This is a genomic window from Streptomyces sp. NPDC051041, assembly GCF_044456065.1.
In the GTDB taxonomy this organism is placed as follows: Bacteria; Actinomycetota; Actinomycetes; order Streptomycetales; family Streptomycetaceae; genus Streptomyces; species Streptomyces glaucus.
Genome location: NZ_JBITFM010000010.1, coordinates 66,106 through 85,654, shown reverse-complemented (window position 1 = coordinate 85,654; position 19,549 = coordinate 66,106). Strand labels below are relative to the sequence as shown.

The 19,549-nt window shown below is 74.4% G+C and carries 16 protein-coding genes; 7 read left to right on the top strand and 9 right to left on the bottom strand.

Annotated features, from left to right (window positions below; all coding sequences use genetic code 11):
• Nucleotides 1–62: 62 nt before the first annotated feature.
• The 5 genes from ACIBAI_RS17870 to ACIBAI_RS17850 are packed head-to-tail and all read right to left on the bottom strand — an operon-like array spanning nt 63 to nt 5,340.
• Nucleotides 63–947: a glycosyltransferase family 2 protein gene (locus tag ACIBAI_RS17870; RefSeq protein ID WP_399035250.1), complete on the bottom strand. Its 885-nt coding sequence runs from the start codon at nt 945–947 to the stop codon at nt 63–65.
• The gene (locus ACIBAI_RS17865; protein WP_344599765.1) at nt 944–1,723 is read right to left on the bottom strand and encodes a CDP-alcohol phosphatidyltransferase family protein; all 780 of its coding nucleotides are present in this window, start codon (nt 1,721–1,723) and stop codon (nt 944–946) included. Before ACIBAI_RS17865 ends, ACIBAI_RS17870 begins: the two co-directional genes overlap by 4 nt.
• Nucleotides 1,701–2,762: an iron-containing alcohol dehydrogenase family protein gene (locus ACIBAI_RS17860; RefSeq protein WP_399035248.1), complete on the bottom strand. Its 1,062-nt coding sequence runs from the start codon at nt 2,760–2,762 to the stop codon at nt 1,701–1,703. The genes ACIBAI_RS17865 and ACIBAI_RS17860 overlap by 23 nt, the downstream gene beginning before the upstream one ends.
• Nucleotides 2,750–3,502, bottom strand: a complete 753-nt coding sequence (locus ACIBAI_RS17855) for a sugar phosphate nucleotidyltransferase (protein ID WP_399035247.1) — start codon at nt 3,500–3,502, stop codon at nt 2,750–2,752. Before ACIBAI_RS17855 ends, ACIBAI_RS17860 begins: the two co-directional genes overlap by 13 nt.
• Complete coding sequence (locus ACIBAI_RS17850) at nt 3,499–5,340, bottom strand: DUF5941 domain-containing protein (RefSeq protein WP_399035245.1); 1,842 nt, start codon at nt 5,338–5,340, stop codon at nt 3,499–3,501. Before ACIBAI_RS17850 ends, ACIBAI_RS17855 begins: the two co-directional genes overlap by 4 nt.
• A gap of 277 nt (nt 5,341–5,617) precedes the next feature.
• Here ACIBAI_RS17850 and galE point away from each other — a divergent pair, with 277 nt between their 5' ends.
• From galE to idi, 3 genes are all read left to right on the top strand, one after another.
• Nucleotides 5,618–6,604: a UDP-glucose 4-epimerase GalE gene (gene galE, locus ACIBAI_RS17845; RefSeq protein WP_399035243.1), complete on the top strand. Its 987-nt coding sequence runs from the start codon at nt 5,618–5,620 to the stop codon at nt 6,602–6,604.
• Between the two features lie 128 nt (nt 6,605–6,732).
• Nucleotides 6,733–7,671, top strand: a complete 939-nt coding sequence (locus ACIBAI_RS17840; protein ID WP_399035241.1) for a cation diffusion facilitator family transporter — start codon at nt 6,733–6,735, stop codon at nt 7,669–7,671.
• 253 nt (nt 7,672–7,924) lie between these two features.
• Entirely contained in the window at nt 7,925–8,518 is a 594-nt protein-coding gene (gene idi, locus ACIBAI_RS17835; RefSeq protein WP_399035239.1) for an isopentenyl-diphosphate Delta-isomerase, read from the top strand.
• Nucleotides 8,519–8,524: 6 nt separating this feature from the next.
• On the opposite strand, the gene ACIBAI_RS17830 is transcribed toward idi, so the two are convergent.
• Nucleotides 8,525–9,031: an ATP-binding protein gene (locus ACIBAI_RS17830; protein WP_399035451.1), complete on the bottom strand. Its 507-nt coding sequence runs from the start codon at nt 9,029–9,031 to the stop codon at nt 8,525–8,527.
• A 286-nt stretch (nt 9,032–9,317) separates the two neighbouring features.
• Between ACIBAI_RS17830 and ACIBAI_RS17825 the strand changes: the two genes are divergently transcribed.
• The 3 genes from ACIBAI_RS17825 to ACIBAI_RS17815 all read left to right on the top strand — a co-directional run bounded on the left by ACIBAI_RS17825 (nt 9,318) and on the right by ACIBAI_RS17815 (nt 12,965).
• Nucleotides 9,318–10,073: an enoyl-CoA hydratase/isomerase family protein gene (locus ACIBAI_RS17825; RefSeq protein WP_399035238.1), complete on the top strand. Its 756-nt coding sequence runs from the start codon at nt 9,318–9,320 to the stop codon at nt 10,071–10,073.
• 288 nt (nt 10,074–10,361) lie between these two features.
• On the top strand, nt 10,362–10,493 hold the full coding sequence (locus ACIBAI_RS17820) for an LPFR motif small protein (protein WP_399035236.1): 132 nt from the start codon (nt 10,362–10,364) through the stop codon (nt 10,491–10,493).
• A 108-nt stretch (nt 10,494–10,601) separates the two neighbouring features.
• Nucleotides 10,602–12,965: a Tex family protein gene (locus ACIBAI_RS17815; protein WP_399035233.1), complete on the top strand. Its 2,364-nt coding sequence runs from the start codon at nt 10,602–10,604 to the stop codon at nt 12,963–12,965.
• 109 nt (nt 12,966–13,074) lie between these two features.
• Here ACIBAI_RS17815 and ACIBAI_RS17810 read toward each other — a convergent pair whose 3' ends face one another.
• From ACIBAI_RS17810 to ACIBAI_RS17800, 3 genes are all read right to left on the bottom strand, one after another.
• Entirely contained in the window at nt 13,075–14,118 is a 1,044-nt protein-coding gene (locus ACIBAI_RS17810) for an oxidoreductase (RefSeq protein ID WP_399035232.1), read from the bottom strand.
• A gap of 414 nt (nt 14,119–14,532) precedes the next feature.
• Nucleotides 14,533–15,774: a M14 family metallocarboxypeptidase gene (locus ACIBAI_RS17805; protein ID WP_399035230.1), complete on the bottom strand. Its 1,242-nt coding sequence runs from the start codon at nt 15,772–15,774 to the stop codon at nt 14,533–14,535.
• Entirely contained in the window at nt 15,771–17,726 is a 1,956-nt protein-coding gene (locus ACIBAI_RS17800) for a Xaa-Pro dipeptidyl-peptidase (RefSeq protein ID WP_399035228.1), read from the bottom strand. The genes ACIBAI_RS17805 and ACIBAI_RS17800 overlap by 4 nt, the downstream gene beginning before the upstream one ends.
• Nucleotides 17,727–17,924: 198 nt before the next feature.
• Between ACIBAI_RS17800 and ACIBAI_RS17795 the strand changes: the two genes are divergently transcribed.
• Nucleotides 17,925–19,472, top strand: coding sequence for a M1 family metallopeptidase (locus tag ACIBAI_RS17795; protein WP_399035226.1), 1,548 nt, complete (start codon nt 17,925–17,927; stop codon nt 19,470–19,472).
• Nucleotides 19,473–19,549 lie beyond the last annotated feature (77 nt).

Here is a 19,549-nt window from a genome sequence, read left to right as displayed (position 1 = left end):
CTGTGCGGGCAGGGCATGAGCCGGGGGTCTGGGAACGGCTCCCGGTCCCGGACACGAGCTTGTCAGATCACCGGGGGCCGGCCCAGTCGGGTCAGCCGCCACACCGTACGCCACTTCATGGGCCTGCGCGGTCCGCAGGGGGTGGTCCAGCCCTCGCGGAACCCGCCGAACCACGCTTTCAGGGCCGGGCGGGAGGGGCGGCGCACCAGGGTGAGCAGCAGCCAGACGCCGAGGTAGACGGGGACGAGCGGGGCGGGGAGGTTGCGGCGGGCCAGCCAGACGCGGTTGCGGGCGACCATGCGGTGGTAGACCGCGTGCCGCGAGGGCGCGGTCGTCGGGTGGTACAGCACCATGTCGGACCGGTAGTCGATCATCCAGCCCGCGTCGAGGGCCCGCCACGCCAGGTCGGTCTCCTCGTGCGCGTAGAAGAACGCGTCCGGCAGACCGCCGACCTCGGCGAAGACCCGGGTGCGGACCGCGTTGGCGCCGCCGAGGAAGGTGGTCACCCGCGAGGAGCGCATCGGGTCGGAGGCGCGCAGCCTCGGCACGTGGCGGCGCTGGGTGACGCCGGTGTCGGGGTCGGCGATGCGGAAGCTGATGATGCCGAGCCGGGGGTCGGCCGCGAAGGCCCGGCGGCACAGCTCGGCGGTGTCGGTGCGGGCCAGCAGGCCGTCGTCGTCGAGGAACAGCAGGATGTCGACGTCCCGGCCGCCGGGGCCGAAGGCCTCGATGCCGACGTTGCGGCCGCCGGGGATGCCGAGGTTCTCCGGCAGCTCGACGGTCCGCACCCCCTCGGGGACGTCCGGGACGGGCGAGCCGTTGCCGACCACGACGACCTCGACCGGGTCGCCGTCCTGCTTGGCGACCGACTCCAGCAGGGCGCGCAGCTCGTCGGGGCGGTTGCCCATGGTGATGACGACCGCGCCGACCTTCAGGGCCGCGCTCACCGGAGCCTGCTGGAGGCGAGGATGGACACCAGGTGCAGCAGGGTCTGCAGCAGCGCGATCCCCGCGAGCACGGCGGTGCCGAGCCGGGTGAAGAACAGGTCGCCCCGGCTCGCGTCCACGATCGCCAGGACGAGGATCAGCAGGGACGCCTCGATGCCGAGGACGAGCCGGTGGAACTTGAGCGCGGCGGCGGCCCGGCGGGCCAGCGCCATGCCGGAGGAGCGCGGCTCGGACGCGGCCTCCTTGACCGGGGGCAGCCCGCCCTGGTGGCGGGCGACGCCGACGAGGTCGGTCTCGGCCTTGATCAGGATCGCGCCGAGGGCGGCGAGGGTGCCGAGGAAGGCCCACAGCCAGTCGATCCGGCCGGGACCCCACAGGTCGGCGGCGCGCAGGCCGAGGCCGACCAGGACGGCGGCGTCGGTCAGGTAGGCGCCGACCCGGTCCAGGTAGACCCCGCCGAGCGAGAACTGCTGCTTCCAGCGCGCTATCTCGCCGTCGACGCAGTCCAGCAGCAGGTACAGCTGGACCATCACCACGCCGAGGACGGCGCCCGCGATCCCCGGCACCAGCAGGGCCGGGGCCGCCAGGACGCCGAAGACGGTCATCAGGTACGTGAGCTGGTTGGGCGTGACCCTGGTGTTCACCAGATAGCGGTCGACTCGCAGGGACACCTCGCGCATGTAGAGGCGTCCCGCCCAGTGCTCACCGCTGCGCCGGTCCTTCACCCCCGCGGGGTGGACGACCGGACGGAGTTCAGCTACCGATGGCCTTGACATAGTCGGCGTAGATGTCCTTGATCTGTTCGGTGGTCAGGTCGAGGTGTTCGAGGATCGTGTAGCGGCCGGGCCGGGTCTCCGGGGCGAACTCCACGACCTTGACGAACTCCTCGGTGGTGAAGCCGATCTCGTCCGGCAGGACCGGCAGGCCGTGCCGGCGCAGCACCTCGGCCATGTACGCCGACTGCTCGTGGGCGCCCCGCAGCCACATCGCGAAGGCCGCGCCCAGGCCGCACTGCTCGCCGTGGGCCGCCGCCCGCCTGGGGTACAGCAGGTCGAAGGCGTGGTTGATCTCGTGGCAGGCCCCGGAGGACGGCCGCGAGTCGCCGGACACCGACATGGCGATGCCGCTGAGCACCAGCGCCTCGGCCAGCACCTGGAGGAAGTCGTTGTCCCCGATGCCGCCCGGGTGCCGCAGCACCGCCTCGCCGGCCTGGCGGGCCATCGCGGCGGCGAGCCCGTCGATGCGTTCGCCCTTGACGCGGTTGGCGAGCTCCCAGTCCGCGATGGCGGAGATGTTGGACACGGCGTCGCCGATGCCGGCGCGCACGAAGCGCACCGGGGCCTCGCGGATGACGTCCAGGTCGATGACGACCGCGATCGGGTTCGGCACGCCGTACGAGCCGCGGCCCGCGTCGTTGTCGAGGGTGGCGACCGGCGAGCACAGGCCGTCGTGGGCGAGGTTCGTGGGGACGGCGACCAGCGGCAGGCCGACGCGCGCCGCGGCGAACTTGGCACAGTCGATGATCTTGCCGCCGCCGAGCCCGACGACCGCGTCGTAGTGGCCGGCCTTTATGTCGCCCGCCAGTCGGACCGCGTCGTCGAGGGTGCCGCCGCCGACCTCGTACCAGGTGGCGCCCGGCAGGCCGGGGGTGATCCGCGCGCGCAGCGCGGCGCCGGAGCCGCCGCTGACGGCGACGGCGAGGCGGCCGGAGTGCGAGATGCGCTCGTCGGCGAGGACGCACGCCAGGTCGTCGAGGGCGCCCGGGCGGATGTCCACGACGAGGGGCGAGGGGATGAGCCGGGTCAGTACTGGCACGCGATCTCCCGTCCCCGGGCGAGATCGTCGTGGTTGTCGATCTCGACCCACTCGACGTCGCCGATCGGCGCCACGTCGATGCGGAAGCCGCGGTTGACCAGCTCCTGGTAGCCGTGCTCGTAGAACTGCTGCGGGTCGGTCTCCCAGACGGTCCTCAGGGCGTCGGCCAGCTCGGGGGCGGCGTCGCCCTCGATGAGGGTGACGCCGATGTACTCGCCGGTCGCCTCCGCCGGGTCCATCAGCTTGGTGATCTTCGTCATGCCCCGCTCGGGGTCGGCGACGACCTTCATCTCCTCGTCGGCGAGCTGCTTGACCGTGTCGAGGGCGAGGATGATCCGCTTGCCCTCGCCGCGGGCGGCGAGCAGCGTCTTCTCGACGGAGACCGGGTGCACGGTGTCGCCGTTGGCGAGGATCACGCCGTCCTCGAGGACGCCCCGGCCGCACCACAGGGAGTAGGCGTTGTTCCACTCCTCGGCCCTGTCGTTGTCGATGAGGGTGAGCTCGAGGCCGTACTTCTTCTCCAGCGCGTCCTTGCGCGCGTACACGGCCTCCTTGCGGTAGCCGACGATGATCGCCGCCTCGGTCAGGCCGACCTCGGCGAAGTTGCCGAGGGTCAGGTCCAGGACCGTCGGCTCGCCGTCTATGCCCGCGGGCCCCACCGGCACCAGCGCCTTGGGCAGGCTGTCGGTGTAGGGGCGCAGACGCCGTCCGGCGCCGGCCGCCAGCACGAGGCCGATCATGCGGGTTCTCCTTCATCGTGTACGGCAGGTGCCCCGGCCCGGTGGGCGGACACCCAGAAGCGGATGCTCTCGGCGAGCACCACCAGGGCCACGGCCACGGCGAGGACCGTGAGCGCGACCTCGAACTGCGCGGCGGTGAGCAGCGCGGCCAGTACGACGACCACCAGCGTGCGGCCCTCGTGCCCCCCGATCGCCCGCACCAGCCAGTGCGGGGGCGCGCCCGCACCGCCGCGGATGCGGTAGACCGTGTCGTAGTGATGGTAGGCGACGGCCGCCACCAGCCCGTAAGCCGCGGGAAGGACTCCGTTCACCTCCGCTTTGGCCGCGAGCAGCAGCACGGTGCCGTACTCGGCGGCGCGCAGGAGCGGGGGCACGAGCCAGTCGAGGGCGCCCTTGAGGGGCAGGGCGACGGCCGCGGCCGAGGTGACCGTGTAGAGGACGGCCGCGGCGACGGGCAGCGCGCTGCCGTACGGCTCCAGCGCCGCCGCCAGGACGAGCAGGGCGCCGCCGGGGAGCGCGACGAGGATGCGCGCGCCGAGGGGAGGCCTGGCGGGCAGCCTGCCCAGCACCCGGGCCAGCGCCTCGGCGGCCGGCCCGCTGTCCGCGAGGTCCGCGAGCGCCTTCGCCGCCCGGTCCGTGCGCCGCGCCCTGCGGGTCACCGACCGCAGCACGCGCCCCGCCGTGGTGTACGTCGCCGCGAAGGCGCAGCCGACGAGGAGGGCGTAGAAGGTGACGCGCGGGGTGGTGGCCGCCGTGAGGACCGCGATCATCGCCCAGCGCTCGCCGATCGGCAGGACGATCATCCGGCGCACCCACACCGTCCAGCCGACGCTGTCCAGCCTGTCGGAGAGGGCGGCTGTGGGACTGGTGTTGGCGGTGGCGGCGGGGTCCCCGGCGTTCGCCTCGTTGAAGGCGAAGTCCACGACGTGCCGGCAGGTCTGCAGGATCATCGCGCCGAGGGCGAGCGCCCAGACGTCGTCGCCGCCGCGGGCCGCTCCCAGGGCGAGGCCGGCGTAGTAGGCGTACTCCTTGGCCCGGTCGAAGGTGGCGTCCAGCCAGGCGCCGAGCGTGGAGTACTGCAGGGAGTAGCGGGCGAGCTGCCCGTCGGTGCAGTCCAGGACGAAGGACGCGACGAGCAGGACGCCGGCCGCGACGAAGCCGCCGCGGGTGCCGGTGGCCGCGCAGGCGGCCGCTATGAGCGCGGTGAGCAGCGAGGCGGTGGTGACCTGGTTCGGGGTCAGGCCGCGGCGGGCGCACCAGCGGGCGAGGTGGCGGGAGTACGGGCTGACGAAGAACGTGGTGAAGAAGCCGTCGCGGGCCTTGACGGCCGACTTCAGGCGTACGGCCTCGTCGTCGACGGCGGAGACGGCCTGCCGCGCCTCGTTGCGGGCCTGGGGGTCGGCGGGGACGGCGGCGACGAGGCTGCCGAGCTCGGGCCGGTGCACCTCGGCGCCGTCCGTGTCGAGGGCGTCGGCGATCCGGTCGGCGAGGCCCTCGGCGAGGGTGACGCCGCCGTCGGCGGAGGCGCCGGCGTCCGCGGAGTTCTCGCGGGCCATCGCGCGGGTCAGGGCGCGGCGGCCGGCCGGCTGGGCCGTCACGGCGCCGGGGATCGCGGCGAGCGGGAAGCGGGGGTCGGTGAGGCCGAGGCGCAGCGCGTGCACATGGCCCACGAACCGGGCGTCGACCACGGCGACCCGTTCCCCGGCGGGCAGCTGGGCGAGCAGCGTCTCGGCGTCGGCGGCGCCGGAGGCGAGGCGCACCTCGAAGCCGAGCGACCGCAGATCGCCCTCGATCGACGAACCGGGTACCGGCTGACCGGTGAGGATGGCGGTCGGCAACCGAACTCACTCCCTGGATGCCGGCGCGTGCGCGCCGGCCGTGTACACGGTGGGGGCGCCCGTGCCTGCGGCACCCGGGCGGCATGTCGGCAGAGGCTATCGGATGCCGGGAACCCCGCGTTCACCACCCGTTCGGCGGCTTGATCGAAGCGGTTTGCCCAGGCCTTTGCCGCGATCATCATCAGGGATCCGGGGCCCGGCCCACAAACCGCGCCCCCAGACCGGGCATCGAGGACATTGCGTCCGCCCGGACGGCGTCGGCATAGGGTGGACGACCATGACATGGCTGATCACCGGCGGCGCCGGATACATCGGGGCACACGTGGCGCGGGCCATGGCCGACGCCGGGGAGCGGGTCGTCGCCCTGGACGACCTCTCGGCGGGGGTTCCCGCGCGGCTGCCCGCCGAGGTCCCGCTGGTCCGGGGCTCGTCGCTGGACGGGGAGCTGCTGAGGCGGGTGCTGGCCGAGCACGCGGTGACGGGTGTGGTGCACCTCGCCGCGCGCAAGCAGGTCGCCGAGTCGGTGGCGCGGCCGGCGTACTACTACCGGGAGAACGTGGGCGGTCTCGCCACGCTGCTGGACGCGGTCGCCGAGGCCGGGATCGAGCGGTTCGTGTTCTCCTCGTCGGCGGCCGTGTACGGCGACCCCGGTGTGGAACTGATCACGGAGGACACGCCCTGCGCCCCGGTGAACCCGTACGGCGAGACCAAACTCGCCGGGGAGTGGCTGGTGCGGGCGGCGGGCCGGGCGCACGGCATCGCGACGGTGTGCCTGCGGTACTTCAACGTGGCCGGGGCCGCCGCGCCCGGGCTGGCCGACACCGGCGTCTTCAACATCGTCCCCATGGTCTTCGACCGGCTCACCCGCGACGAGGCGCCGCGGATCTTCGGCGACGACTATCCGACGCCGGACGGCACCTGCGTCCGGGACTACATCCACGTCGCCGACCTGGCCGAGGCGCACCTGGCGGCGGCCCGGCGGCTGGCCGCGGGCGGCGTGGCCGGGGACCTGACGGTCAACGTCGGGCGCGGCGAGGGCGTCTCCGTCCGGGAGCTGATCACCGTCATCGGCGAGGTCACCGGCGACCGGCGACCGCCTGTCGTCGAGGGGCGGCGGCCCGGGGACGCACCGCGCGCGGTCGCCTCGGCCGCCCGGGCCGCCGCCGAACTCGGGTGGACCGCGCGGCGCGGGGTGCGCGAGATGGTCGAGTCGGCGTGGCGGGGGTGGCTGCTGCACCACGGCGGCCGATCCCGCACCCCCTGACCTACCGGAACGTTTCCGCAGGTCAGGACAGTGACAACGGTGTTCAATGCCGCGTTGCCGGATCACTCCGGCCGTAGTTCACTGTGCTCGCTGACGGAGGATCCCGGACGGGGCAGGAGGCGGCTTTCATGGGGGCTGGGCACGATCACGGGCACGCGCACGGCGTGCCGGCCGGCGGGACGGCGAGCGCGGCGTACCGCGGCAGGCTGCGGGTGGCGCTGTCGATCACGCTCGCCGTGATGGTCGTCGAGATCGTCGGCGGGGTGCTCGCCGACTCCCTGGCGCTGATCGCCGACGCGGCGCACATGGCGACGGACGCCCTCGGCCTGGGCATGGCGCTGCTGGCGATCCACTTCGCGAACCGCCCGCCGAGCGAGAAGCGCACCTTCGGGTACGCCCGCGCCGAGATCCTCGCGGCCCTGGCCAACTGTCTGCTGCTGCTCGGCGTCGGCGGCTACGTCCTGTACGAGGCGGTCCAGCGGTTCCTCGTGCCGGCCGGCACCGAGGGCGAGCTGACCGTCGTGTTCGGTCTGATCGGCCTGGCGGCGAACTCGGTGTCGCTGGCCCTGCTGATGCGCGGCCGGCGGGAGAGCCTGAACGTGCGCGGCGCCTTCCTGGAGGTGGCGGCGGACGCGCTGGGCTCGCTCGCGGTGATCGTCTCGGCGCTGGTGATCCTGGTCACCGGCTGGCAGGCCGCCGACCCGGTCGCCTCCCTGGTGATCGCCCTGATGATCGTGCCGCGGGCGTGGCGGCTGCTGCGCGAGACCCTGGACGTCCTGCTGGAGGCCGCTCCCAAGGGCGTGGACGTGGCCCGGGTGCGGGCCCACATACTGGCCCTCGACGGCGTCGAGGACGTCCACGACCTGCACGCCTGGACGATCACCTCCGGGCTGCCGGTGCTGTCCGCGCACGTGGTGGTGCGCTCCGACGTGCTGAGCGCGATCGGCCACGAGAAGATGCTCCACGAGCTCCAGGGCTGCCTGGGCGACCACTTCGACGTGGAGCACTGCACCTTCCAGCTGGAGCCGAGCGGGCACGCGGCGCACGAGGCGCGGTTGTGCCACTGAGGTGCGCGGGGCGCGGGCCGGGCGGGCGCGCGCCCGCACCCCGGCTCCGGCGGCCCCGCCCCGGCCGCTTCCCCTCCGGGACGGGGCCGCCGGGCCCCTCCCGCCGGCGTCCGGACGGTCCCTTCCGGTGTCCGGACGGGGACGGCCGTGAGCCGGGCCACCGCGCACGGAACATGCGGGCACGCCGCGAAGTGCCGGGAGTGCCGGATTCGTGCGGCACACTTGGGCGCGAAGACCGATGCGAAGGATGGGTATGCCGATCACACCTGCCGCCGCGACGCAGACCGCGTCGAACGGCACCGCGGACGCCATTTTGCTGGAACTGGTCGACGAGAACGGCGTGACGATCGGCACCGCGGAGAAGCTCGCCGCGCACCAGCCGCCGGGCCGGCTGCACCGGGCGTTCTCCGTGTTCCTCTTCGACGAGCACGGCCGGCTGCTGCTGCAGCAGCGGGCGTTCGGCAAGTACCACTCCCCCGGCGTGTGGTCCAACACGTGCTGCGGCCACCCCTACCCCGGGGAGGCGCCCTTCGCGGCGGCGGCCCGGCGGACGCACGAGGAGCTCGGGATCTCCCCGTCGCTGCTCGCCGAGGCGGGCACGGTCCGCTACAACCACCCGGACCCGGCCTCGGGCCTGGTGGAGCAGGAGTACAACCACCTCTTCGTCGGTCTGGCGCAGTCCCCGCTGCGGCCGGACGAGGACGAGGTGGCGGCGACGGCGTTCGTGACCCCGGCGGAGCTGGCGGAGCGGCACGCGAACGACCCGTTCTCGGCGTGGTTCATGACCGTGCTGGACGCGGCCCGGCCCGCGGTCCGGGAGCTGACGGGCCCGTCCGCCGGCTGGTGAGGGCGGTCAGCGCGGCCGGGCGGGTTTGAGCGGCAGGACGGCCCAGATCACCTTGCCGCCGCTCGCGGTGCGCTGGACGTCACAGGCTCCGCCGGCCTCCCGGGTGAGCTCGCTCACCAGGAGCAGGCCCCTGCCGCCCGTCCGGCCGGGGTCGGCCTCCAGCGCGGTCGGGCGGTAGGGGTGGCCGTCCTCCACGGACACCCGGACCCACTCGGCGCCGACGGCGACCTCCACGGCGAGCGTCGGCGAGAGCACCGCCGCGTGCCGGACCGCGTTCGTGACCAGTTCCGACACGATCAGCAGCAGTCCCTGCGCCACGTCGTCCGAGACGGGCACCCCCTGGCGCAGCAGCAGGTCCCGCACGGCGTGCCGTGCCCGCGGGACCGAGACGTCGACGGCGGGGGCGGTGAACCGCCAGACTCCTTCGTACGGCAGGGATCCCGCGGACCCCGTGCCGGGGGGCGCGTCCGCGCCCTCGGGGCGTGGGCCGGGCCCGCGCCCGTGCTTGTCCATCGTCCGGTCGCCACCCTTGCACTCGATTGTCACCACACCCCGAGTGTTGGTAACGCGTCGCACCGCGCCACAGAACTGAACAGAAGTCAGCGGGTATCGAACGGTTCTGACCGCCTGTGCATGACACGGTCAGCCGAAGGACCGATCCTGTCGGGATCGTGCTGTCTGAAAAACTGTTCGGGTGGTACGGGTGTGACGTCGCGGGAGACCGCCCCGTTCCCGGCGGCCCCGGGCCGGTCGCGGCCGGCCCGGGGCCGCCGGGAACGGGGCGGATAGCATCCGGCGCATGGAGCCGCAGCTGCTGCACAGCGTCGCCGACTCGGTCGCCACCGTCGTCATCCGCCACCCGGCCAAGCGCAACGCCATGACGGCCGCGATGTGGCGGGCGCTGCCGCCGCTGCTCGACGCGCTGGCGGCCGATCCGGCGGTGCGGGCGCTGGTGCTCACCGGCGAGGGCGGGACGTTCTGCGCCGGGGCGGACATCGCGACGCTGCGGGACTCGCCGGAGGAGGCGCAGCGGCTCGCCGTACGCGCCGAGGAGGCCCTCGCGGCCTTTCCGAAGCCGGCGCTGGCGGCGGTGCGCGGGCACTGCGTGGGCGGCGGGACGCAGTTGGCGGCGGCCTGCGATCTGCGGTTCGCCGAGCGGGGAGCGCTGTTCGGGGTGACGCCGGCGAAGCTCGGGGTGGTCTACCCGGCGTCCGCCACCCGGCGGCTGGTGTCGCTCGTGGGCCCGGCCACCGCCAAGTACCTGCTGTTCTCCGGCGAGTTGATCGACGCCGAGCGGGCGCTGCGGACGGGCCTAGTCGACGAGGTGCTGCCCGAGGGGGAACTCGGCAAGCGGGTCGCGGAGTTCACCCGGACCCTGGTCGCGCGCTCGCAGCTGACGCAGGCCGCGGCCAAGGAGTTCGCGGACGGGCGCAGGGACCGGGACGCGTACTGGGCCGGGCAGGCCCGCGGCAGCGGCGACACCGCGGAGGGCGTCGCCGCGTTCCTGGAGCGCAGGCCGCCGCGGTTCACGTGGAACGTGCCCGCGCCAGGATGAACCGGCCGCGGGCGCGGCGCCGTTCGACCAGGTGCGCCGGGGTCTTCCCCGGGAAGCCGGCGTCGTACGGCGGCCGCGGGTCGTGCTCCGCGGCCGGCCGCACCGTCCGGGCGCGGTCGTCGCGCGGCTGCCGGAACCCGGTACGGCGTTCGTCCGCGCCGCGCTCGCCGCGGAGGCCTTCCCGGCGGGCGGCGACACGCCGGGCGGAGCGGCGGAGCATGTCCCGGCGCCGCCGAGGTACCCGTTCCTGTACCGGCCAGGTCGGCCGGTACAGGAAAGGAGAATCACGTGTTCCGAGCCATTGCGGATGTGCTGCGCCAGATCGGCGGCGCCGTCGCCACCGTGGTGACCCTGCCCTTCCGGGCCCTGGCCCGGCTCTTCGGCGGGGCGTCCGGCACGGCCCGCGGCCACCGGGTCTGACCCGGTCCCGTCCGGTCCCGCACCGCCGTGGCGCCGCCCTGATCCCCGGGTGTCGGGGTCACCTGCCACAATTGCCGCGCAACCTCAGTGAGAAGGCGGTACGGGATCGTGACGACACCCGGGTCCAGCGGATCCATCGACGCAGGGTCCATCGAAGGCAGGATCGCCGAGGAGCTCGGCGTACGGGAGCGGCAGGTGAAGGCCGCGGTGGAACTGCTCGACAGCGGTTCGACGGTGCCCTTCATCGCCCGCTACCGCAAGGAAGCGACCGAGCTGCTCGACGACGCGCAGCTGCGCACGATCGAGGAGCGGCTGCGTTACCTGCGGGAGCTGGAGGAGCGGCGGACGGCGATCCTCGACTCGGTGCGCGAACAGGGCAAACTCACCGAGGAGCTCGAGGCCCGGATCCGCGGCGCCGAGACCAAGGCGCGCCTGGAGGACATCTACCTGCCGTTCAAGCCCAAGCGGCGCACCAAGGCGCAGATCGCGCGGGAGGCCGGTCTCGAACCGCTGGCGGAGGGGCTGCTCGCGGACCCGTCCGTCGAGCCGCTCGCCGCGGCCGCCGCGTTCGTCGACGCCGGCAAGGGGGTGGCCGATCCGCAGGCCGCCCTGGACGGCGCGCGGGCCATCCTCACCGAGAAGTTCTCCGAGGACGCCGACCTGATCGGCGAGGTGCGCGAACGCATGTGGGTGCGCGGGCGGCTGGTGTCGAAGGTGCGGGAGGGCAAGGAGGAGGCGGGCGCCAAGTTCGCCGACTACTTCGACTTCGCCGAGCCGTTCACCGCGCTGCCCTCGCACCGGGTGCTGGCGCTGCTGCGCGGCGAGAAGGAGGAGGTCCTCGACCTCGTCCTGGAGCCCGAGGAGCCCACGGAGGGGCCGTCGTCGTACGAGGGGATCGTCGCCGCCCGGTTCGGGATCGCCGACCGGGGGCGGCCCGCGGACAAGTGGCTGCTGGACACGGTCCGCTGGGCCTGGCGCACCCGCATCCTGGTGCACCTCGGCATCGACCTGAGGCTGCGGCTGCGCACGGCCGCCGAGGACGAGGCCGTGAACGTCTTCGCGGCGAACCTGCGCGACCTGCTGCTCGCCGCCCCGGCCGGCACGCGCGCGACGATCGGCCTCGACCCGGGCTTCCGCACGGGCGTGAAGGTCGCCGTGGTCGACGCCACCGGCAAGGTCGTCGCCACGGACACCGTCCACCCGCACGTGCCGCACAACCGCTGGGACGAGGCGATCGCCGCCCTGGCCCGGCTGGCGCGGGAACACGCGGTCGAGCTGGTCGCGATCGGCAACGGCACCGCCTCCCGCGAGACCGACAGACTGGCCGGTGAACTCATCGCCCGACACCCGGAGCTGAAGCTGACCAAGGTGATGGTGTCCGAGGCCGGCGCCTCCGTGTACTCGGCCTCCGCCTTCGCCTCGCAGGAACTGCCGGACCTGGACGTGTCGCTGCGCGGCGCGGTCTCCATCGCCCGCCGGCTCCAGGACCCGCTGGCCGAGCTGGTGAAGATCGACCCGAAGTCGATCGGCGTCGGCCAGTACCAGCACGACCTGTCCGAGGTGAAGCTGTCCCGCTCGCTGGACGCGGTGGTCGAGGACTGTGTGAACGGCGTCGGCGTGGACGTCAACACGGCCTCCGCGCCGCTGCTCGCCCGGGTGTCCGGCATCACCTCCTCCCTCGCCGAGAACATCGTGGCGCACCGGGACGCCAACGGGCCGTTCCGGTCCCGGGCGGAGCTGAGGAAGGTGCCGCGGCTCGGCCCGAAGGCGTACGAGCAGTGCGCGGGCTTCCTGCGGATCCGCGGCGGCGACGACCCGCTGGACGCCTCCAGCGTCCACCCCGAGGCGTATCCGGTGGTGCGCCGGATGGTGAAGACCACCGGGCAGGAGGTGGCCTCCCTCATCGGCAACACGACGGTGCTGCGCTCGCTGCGTCCGCAGGACTTCGTGGACGACACCTTCGGTCTGCCGACCGTCACCGACATCCTCCGGGAGCTGGAGAAGCCGGGGCGCGACCCGCGTCCGGCGTTCCGGACGGCGGCCTTCAAGGAGGGCGTGGAGAAGATCTCCGACCTGTCGGCCGGGATGGTGCTGGAGGGCGTCGTGACGAACGTGGCGGCCTTCGGGGCGTTCGTCGACGTCGGGGTGCACCAGGACGGGCTGGTGCACGTGTCCGCGATGTCGAAGACGTTCGTCAAGGACCCGCGGGACGTGGTGAAGCCCGGCGACATCGTCAAGGTGAAGGTCCTCGACGTCGACATCCCGCGCAAGCGGATCTCGCTGACGCTGCGTCTGGACGACGAGGCCGCCCCGCAGGGGCAGCAGCGCGAGCGGGGCGGACGGCCGCCGCAGCAGCGGCAGCAGCGCCCGCAGCAGCGGCAGGGGCGCGGCGGTGACCGGGGCGCCCGGCAGGCGCCGCCGCCCGCCAACAGCGCGATGGCCGACGCCCTGCGGCGGGCCGGGCTGGCGTAGGCGGGCGGCACACCGGGTGCCCCGGGCCGGGGCACCCGGAGCCGGCGGCCCGGCGCGGAGGGCGGCCCGCCCGTGCCGCACCCGGCGTCCGCGGCCCGGCGGTCCGCGCTCACCGCGGGGCCGCCCCGTTTCCCCGCGCCACCGCCGTCACCAGCACGCTCTCCGACGCCCGCGCCACGACGAAGGCCCGCCCCCGTACGGCTCCGGCGTCCAGGGCGATGCGGTGGCGGCCCGGCCCGAGGACGCCGTCGAAGACCTCGTGGCCGCGGGTGCGCCGCAGCCGGTCCAGGCGGTAGGCGGTGAGCCGCACCCGGCAGGGCGAGGTGACCTCGACACCCGCCTCGCCGTCGGTGGCGGCCAGGCCGGCCAGGCGGCGCCGCGCCCACGGGCCGCGCTCCAGGGCGTGTTCGATCTGGGCGACGAGGACCGGCACGATCGGGGCGAGGCCGTCGACGTAGGCCACGTCGGCTCCGGCGCGGTCGAAGGCGCGGCGTACGGCGCGGCGTTCCTCCTCGGTGACCGCCTCGCCGAAGGCGACGGCGCCGTAGCCGCGCAGCTCGTCGGCGGGGACGTCGCCGGTGTCGTGGGTGATGTCGGCGCCGATGCCGATGGTGCGCAGCGCGGCGGCGAGCCTGGCGAGGACGGCGACGCGGGCGCCGACCAGGAGGACCCGGCGGCGGGCGGCCGGGGAACCGCCGTCGAGCAGGGCGGCCAGCGCCGCGCGGTACTCGGCGCCGCGGAAGCGGAACGGGCCGATGCCGTGGTAGCCGTTGAGGTCCAGGTCGGCGCGCTCGTCCGTCTGCCAGGCGAAGTCCCGCCAGACGAAGTCCTCGCCGTCCCGCTCGATGACGGCGGTCACGGCGCCGCACGCCAGTGCCTCGCACTCGGGACAGCCGTAGACGATGTGCCGGCCGCCGGGCAGGGGCGCCTCGGTCTCCAGGAGCAGGCTGCGGACCTGCGCGGTGAAGATCGCGGGCGGGACGTCGGAGGCGAGCGGGGAGACGGCGTCCAGGTCGGAGAGCCGGAACAGCAGCGGACGGCCGTCGACGACGAAGTCCACGAAGTCCCGGTGGACCTGGTGGTCACCACCCGCGAGGACCCCGCCGGCCCGCATCGCCGGCGCCAGGGCGAAGGTCGCGTACTCGGCAGACATGCCCCGAGTATTCCCGGAGCGGGACGGACGCGGGCACGGCATGACATATTCCGCTACCGTCCCCGTGCGGGGAGCGGGCCGGGGGCCGGGACCGTCGTGGCCGGGGCGGGGCCGCCGGACGGGCGGCGGCCGGCGTTCCCGCCGGGCGCGGCGGGCGGGTCCGGGCATGGCCGCGCGGCCCGTGGGGCGGGTCGCCTCGGCGGTCGCGGGGATCCGCGGCGGCCGGGCGCCGGAGGAGTACGGGGAGTCGGCCGGGCGGCCCGGCGTACGGATGGTCGAAGGGGGACCGGGCGGGACCGGGCTGGACCCGGGGCACGGCCGGAGCGCGGACCGCCGCCGGACGGGCGGCTGCCTCCCCGCGGCGGCCCGGGGGTCGCCGCGGGGAGGCGGCCGGGCCGCCTCCCCGCGGCGGGCTCAGCAGTCGGTGACGGGGGCCGCGGCCGTGAGGCGGTGCGGCGCGCGGGCGTCGAGGAGCAGCGGGACGAGGGCGCGCAGGGACTGGCGGAGGGGGACGTACGTGCCCCTAGTCGTCACTCCGTGCAGGGCGAGTTCGTCCCGCACCTCGGCGTACTGGCCGGCGGTGAGCCGGTATCCGCAGGGCGGGTCCCGGAGCACCTCGGACGGTTCGGGCGGGTCGTTGTCGGCGCCGCCGAGGTGGACGGGGCCCTCGTCGCGGTGTCCCGCGAGCCGGGCCGCGCCGGTCGCCGCCTCGATCCGCCCGCGCCGCTCGTCCACGAACCGGAACAGGCCCTCCAGCGCGGCCAGGTGGGAGCCGACGCGGCGGCGGTTGTCGACCGCCTCGGGCACGCCGGCGAGCGCGTCCACGCGGCTCTCGACGAGCAGGCCGACCGCGTGCTTGATCCCGGACGTGTTCCGCAGGATGCGCTCCTGACCGTCGCCCGCGACCTGCCGGACCGGCTCGCCGGTCGCGGGATCGGTCCAGACGCCGTACGTGCCGGTGGAGTACCCGGCGCGCTCCGCCGCGGGGCGGACGTACTCCCGGGAGAGGGTCTCGGCCGCGTCGTGGACGGCCGCGTCCGTGTTGAGGTTGCGCGGCCACAGGTCGAGCAGGTCCTTGTCGTAGTACGGGGGTGTGGCGCCGTACTCGTGCAGGTCGTAAACCACGTCGGGGCGCCGGTCGCGGACGACGGCGGCCAGCGCCCGCGCCTCGGCGGTCCGCAGGGCGAGGTGGTCGCGGTTGACGTCCGTCCCGTCGCTGTTGCCGCGGGTGCCGGCGGCCCGGCCGTCGGGGTTGGCGGTCGGCACGACGAGCACGGTGGTCCGCTCCAGGAAGCGGCGGGTGCGCCGGTCGTCCGCGTAGGCCAGGTCGCGGATCACGGACAGGCAGGCCTCGCGGCCGGCCGGTTCGTCACCGTGCTGGCCGCACACCAGGAGCACCGTGTTCGCGGCGGGGCGTGCGCCGATCCGTACGAGCTGCAGCGGCCGGCCCTGCTTCGTCGTGCCCACGGTGCTCAGGGAGACCCGGCCGCTCGCCCGGTCGACGGCGGCCAGGAAGTCCCGTTCCTCGGGCTGGCTGGTCCAGCGGGCGCCGCTGGAGCGCTCGAAGCCGGTGCGGGGCGGGGCGTCGGCGGCGTGGGCGGCCGGCGCGGTGACGAGGGACGCGGCGAGGGCCGCCGCGGCGAGGAGGCGGATCACCGGCCTCCCTCCGGGACGCGGTGGGGAGTGCGCGGCGCGCGCACGCCGTCCAGGACCGTGGCCGCAGGCGCGGCGGACGCCGGGCCGGCGGTGGCGCGGGCGAAGGCGGCGGCTCCGCCGGCGAACGGGACGCGCGCCGAGGTGCGGGACAGGTCGAGGGTGAGCGTCGGGGTGTCGGCGGGAGGGTCGATGAGGTCCTTGTCGGTGCCCGCGACGATCAGCGCGAGGCGGTGGCCCTCGGGCACGACGTGGTCGGTGGCCGCCAGGTCGAGGGTGACGGTGTAGGCCCGGCCGGGGGTGAGCGGGGCGCCCTTGCCGGTCGCGGCGCTGTGGCCCAGGTCGGCCCAGCCGCGGCTGACGATCGTGTGCTCCACGTCGGCCGTCCTGGCCCGGGTGTCCTTGAAGCAGGCGCTGTCGCCCGCGGTGCTCGCGCCCCAGCAGGTGCGGTCGGTGAGCGTGGTGATGCCCTCGGCGGCGTCGGCGTAGTCGCGGATGGTGGCGGGCCCGAGGTCGACCAGGACGGCGGACAGGTGGGCCGTCGCAGTGGTCGGGGTCGCGGTGACGGTCACCTCGGAGGAGCCGGACAGGCGCAGGTCGCGGGTGAGCGGCCGGGTGACGAAGCCGGCCTTGTCCGGTGTCGGCGTGTCGATCCGCGCCGCCCAGTCGGTCTCGCCGAGCGCCGGGTCGTCGGTGAACGTCTCGGTGCCGCCGCCCCGGCCCAGGCCGAGGGTGCCGACGCCCGGCCGGGCGCCCTGGCCGGGACGGAGGACGGCCGTCCGTGTGCCGCGCGGCGGCCAGACCTCCGAGGTGACCCACTGGCCGGGGTGGCGTTCGATGTCGGCCATGGGCTCGCGGTCGATGCCGTTGTCGTAGCCGAGGAGTTCGTGGTCGAACCAGCGGTGCAGGGTGTCGACCCACTGTGCGCGGCGGAAGTCGAAGGGGTCGACGTGGCCGGTCTGGGAGAGCCAGATCTTGCGTTCGACGCCGTTCTCCGCGAGGGCGTCCCACCACGGGCCGACGTGCTGCATCCGCACGTTGAGGTCCTGCATGCCGTGGATCAGGAAGACGCTGGCCCTGACCTTCTTCGCGGCCCGCACGTAGTCGCGTTCGGTCCACAGCGGCGTCCGGTCGCCGGTGCGCGGCGCCCCGTCGACCAGCTTCTGCTGGACGGCGGCGCACCGGGCATGGGCGTCGGGGCTGTTGACGTGGCCGGACAGCCAGTCGGGGCCGGTGCCGTACAGCGGGGCGCCCTGGGAGAAGTAGTAGTCGTACCAGGAGGAGATGGCGCCGATCGGGACGATGGTCTCCAGGCCCTCGACCCCGGTGGCGGCGACGCCGTTGGCGATGGTGCCGTCCCAGCTCTTGCCGATCATGCCCGTGCGGCCGTTGGTCCAGTCCGCCTCGGCGCGCTGCGTGCCCGTGCGGGTGGTGTACGCCCTGGCGCGGCCGTTGAGCCAGTCGACGACGGCCTTCGCGGACCGGATGTCGGAGCGGCCGCCGACGTCGACGCAGCCGTCGGAGCGGTTGGTGCCGGCGAGGTCGACGCCGACGAAGGCGTAGCCGCGCGGCACGAAGTAGTTGTCGTAGAACAGCGGCATCTGCACGACGTCCCCGTCGGCGTCGTACGTCTTCCTCTGGCTCTCGTTGCCGCGCCCGCAGCAGGAGTAGTACGGGCTGGCGTCCATGATGACGGGGATCTTGCGGCCCTGCCGGGCGGGTTCGCGCGGGCGGACGATGTCGACGGCGACGCGGTCGCCCTTCCCGTCGCCGTCCCCGTCGAGCCCGGTGTCCACCCAGACGGCCTCGCGGACGGCGTTCTCGTACGAGTGGACGGGTTGGCTCACGCGCGGCGCGGCCTGCGCCGTGGCGGGCGTGAGGAAGGCGGCCAGCAGGGCGGTCGCGGCCGCCGTCGCGAGCGGTCTCCAGATCGTGAAGCGCATGCGTGTCGGCATGCGCGGACCGTACATCGGTCAACTCCCGCGCAGAAGAGGGCGACCCGGTGCGGGCGTGGCGGGTGAGCATCTCCCGTCCGCCCGTCCCGTGACGGCCGGATGGCGATCGTGCGACAGCGGGGGTCATGGACATGCCCGAGGTCACAGGGAGTCAATAGGCTCCCGACAGACTTCGGTCCCCTACGACTTGGAGCTCTCGTGCACCGCAGACTCATCGCACCGGGCGCGCTCGCTTCGGCCTCCCTGCTGCTGGCGATCCCGGCGTCGGCCGCGAGCCACTCCCCCGGCGCGCCGGGCATCGGCGACCCCTACTACCCGGCCTACGGCAACGGCGGATACGACGTCTCCCACTACGACCTGCGGCTGAAGTACCAGCCGGCCACCGACGAACTGGAGGGCACGGCCACCCTGCTGGTCCGCGCCACGCAGGACCTGTCCCGGTTCAACCTGGACTTCCTGCTGGACGTCGGCGAGGTGCGGGTGGACGGCGCGAGGGCGTCGTTCGCCGCCTCCGGCGAGCACGAACTGGAGATCACCCCCCGGACGCCGCTGGCGAAGGGCACGTCCTTCTCCGTGGTGGTGCGCTACCGCGGCGTGCCGTCGTCGAAGCGGGCGTACGGCTTCACCAGCTGGCACCGCACCCCGGACGGCGGCGTCGCCGCCAACGAGCCCGAGGCGGCGGCGTGGTGGTTCCCCGGCAACGACCACCCGCTGGACAAGGCCACCTACGACGTGTCGGTGCAGGTGCCGGACGGCACCCAGGCCATCTCCAACGGCACGCTGCAGTCGACCGCTTCGCGGCTCGGCTGGACCCGGTACGACTGGCGCTCCGACAAGCCGCAGGCCACCTATCTCGCCACGCTCGCGATCGGCCGGTTCGACGTCACCCGCGGCACGACCGAGAGCGGCATCCCGGTCCTCAACGCCTACAGCAAGGACCTGGGCGAGCACTACGGGGCGGCGCGGGCCAGCATCGAGCGGACCGGGGAGATCGCCGACTGGCTGAGCGGATTCTTCGGCCCGTACCCGTACGGCGCGCTCGGCGGGTACGTGCCGAACACCGACACCGGGTACGCGCTGGAGACGCAGACGCGGCCCTTCTACAGCCCGCGGAACTTCGCGAACGGGTCCAACACCTCCCTGGTCGTGCACGAGCTGGCCCACCAGTGGTACGGGGACCTGGTGTCCGTGGCGGGCTGGAAGGACATCTGGATCAACGAGGGCTTCGCCCGGTACGCGCAGTGGCTGTGGTCCGAGCACGAGGGCGAGGGCACGGCGCAGGAGCTCGCCGACCACGTGTACGCCTCGCGCCCCGCCGACGACCCGTTCTGGACGGTCCGGCCCGGCGACCCGGGGCCCGAGAACCAGTTCCACACCGCGGTCTACGACCGGGGCGCGCTGGCCCTGCAGGCGCTGCGCAACGAGATCGGCGACGAGGCGTTCTTCGCGATCCTCGAGGGCTGGCCGCGCGCGTACGCGCACGGCAACGCGTCGGTGGCCGACTTCCGCGAGTACGCCGAGCGGGTGTCCGGGAAGCCGCTGGCCGCGCTCTTCGACACGTGGCTGTTCCAGCCGTCGAAGCCGGCCGCGCCCGCGGCCCGCGCCGCGTCCGTCGCGCGGACGCGGGAGGCGTCCGTGCCGCCGAAGTCCTGGCAGAAGATCGCCGCGACGAACGGGGTGCACGAGCACGGGGCGCGGGAGCACGAGGACGGGCACGGGCGGGCGCACGGGGTACGCGAGGACTGACGCGTCCGCCCGGCGGCGCCGGACGCGTAACCGGTCCGCCGCGGGAGCGGGGGTCTCGATCCCCGTGGTCGTCGTGC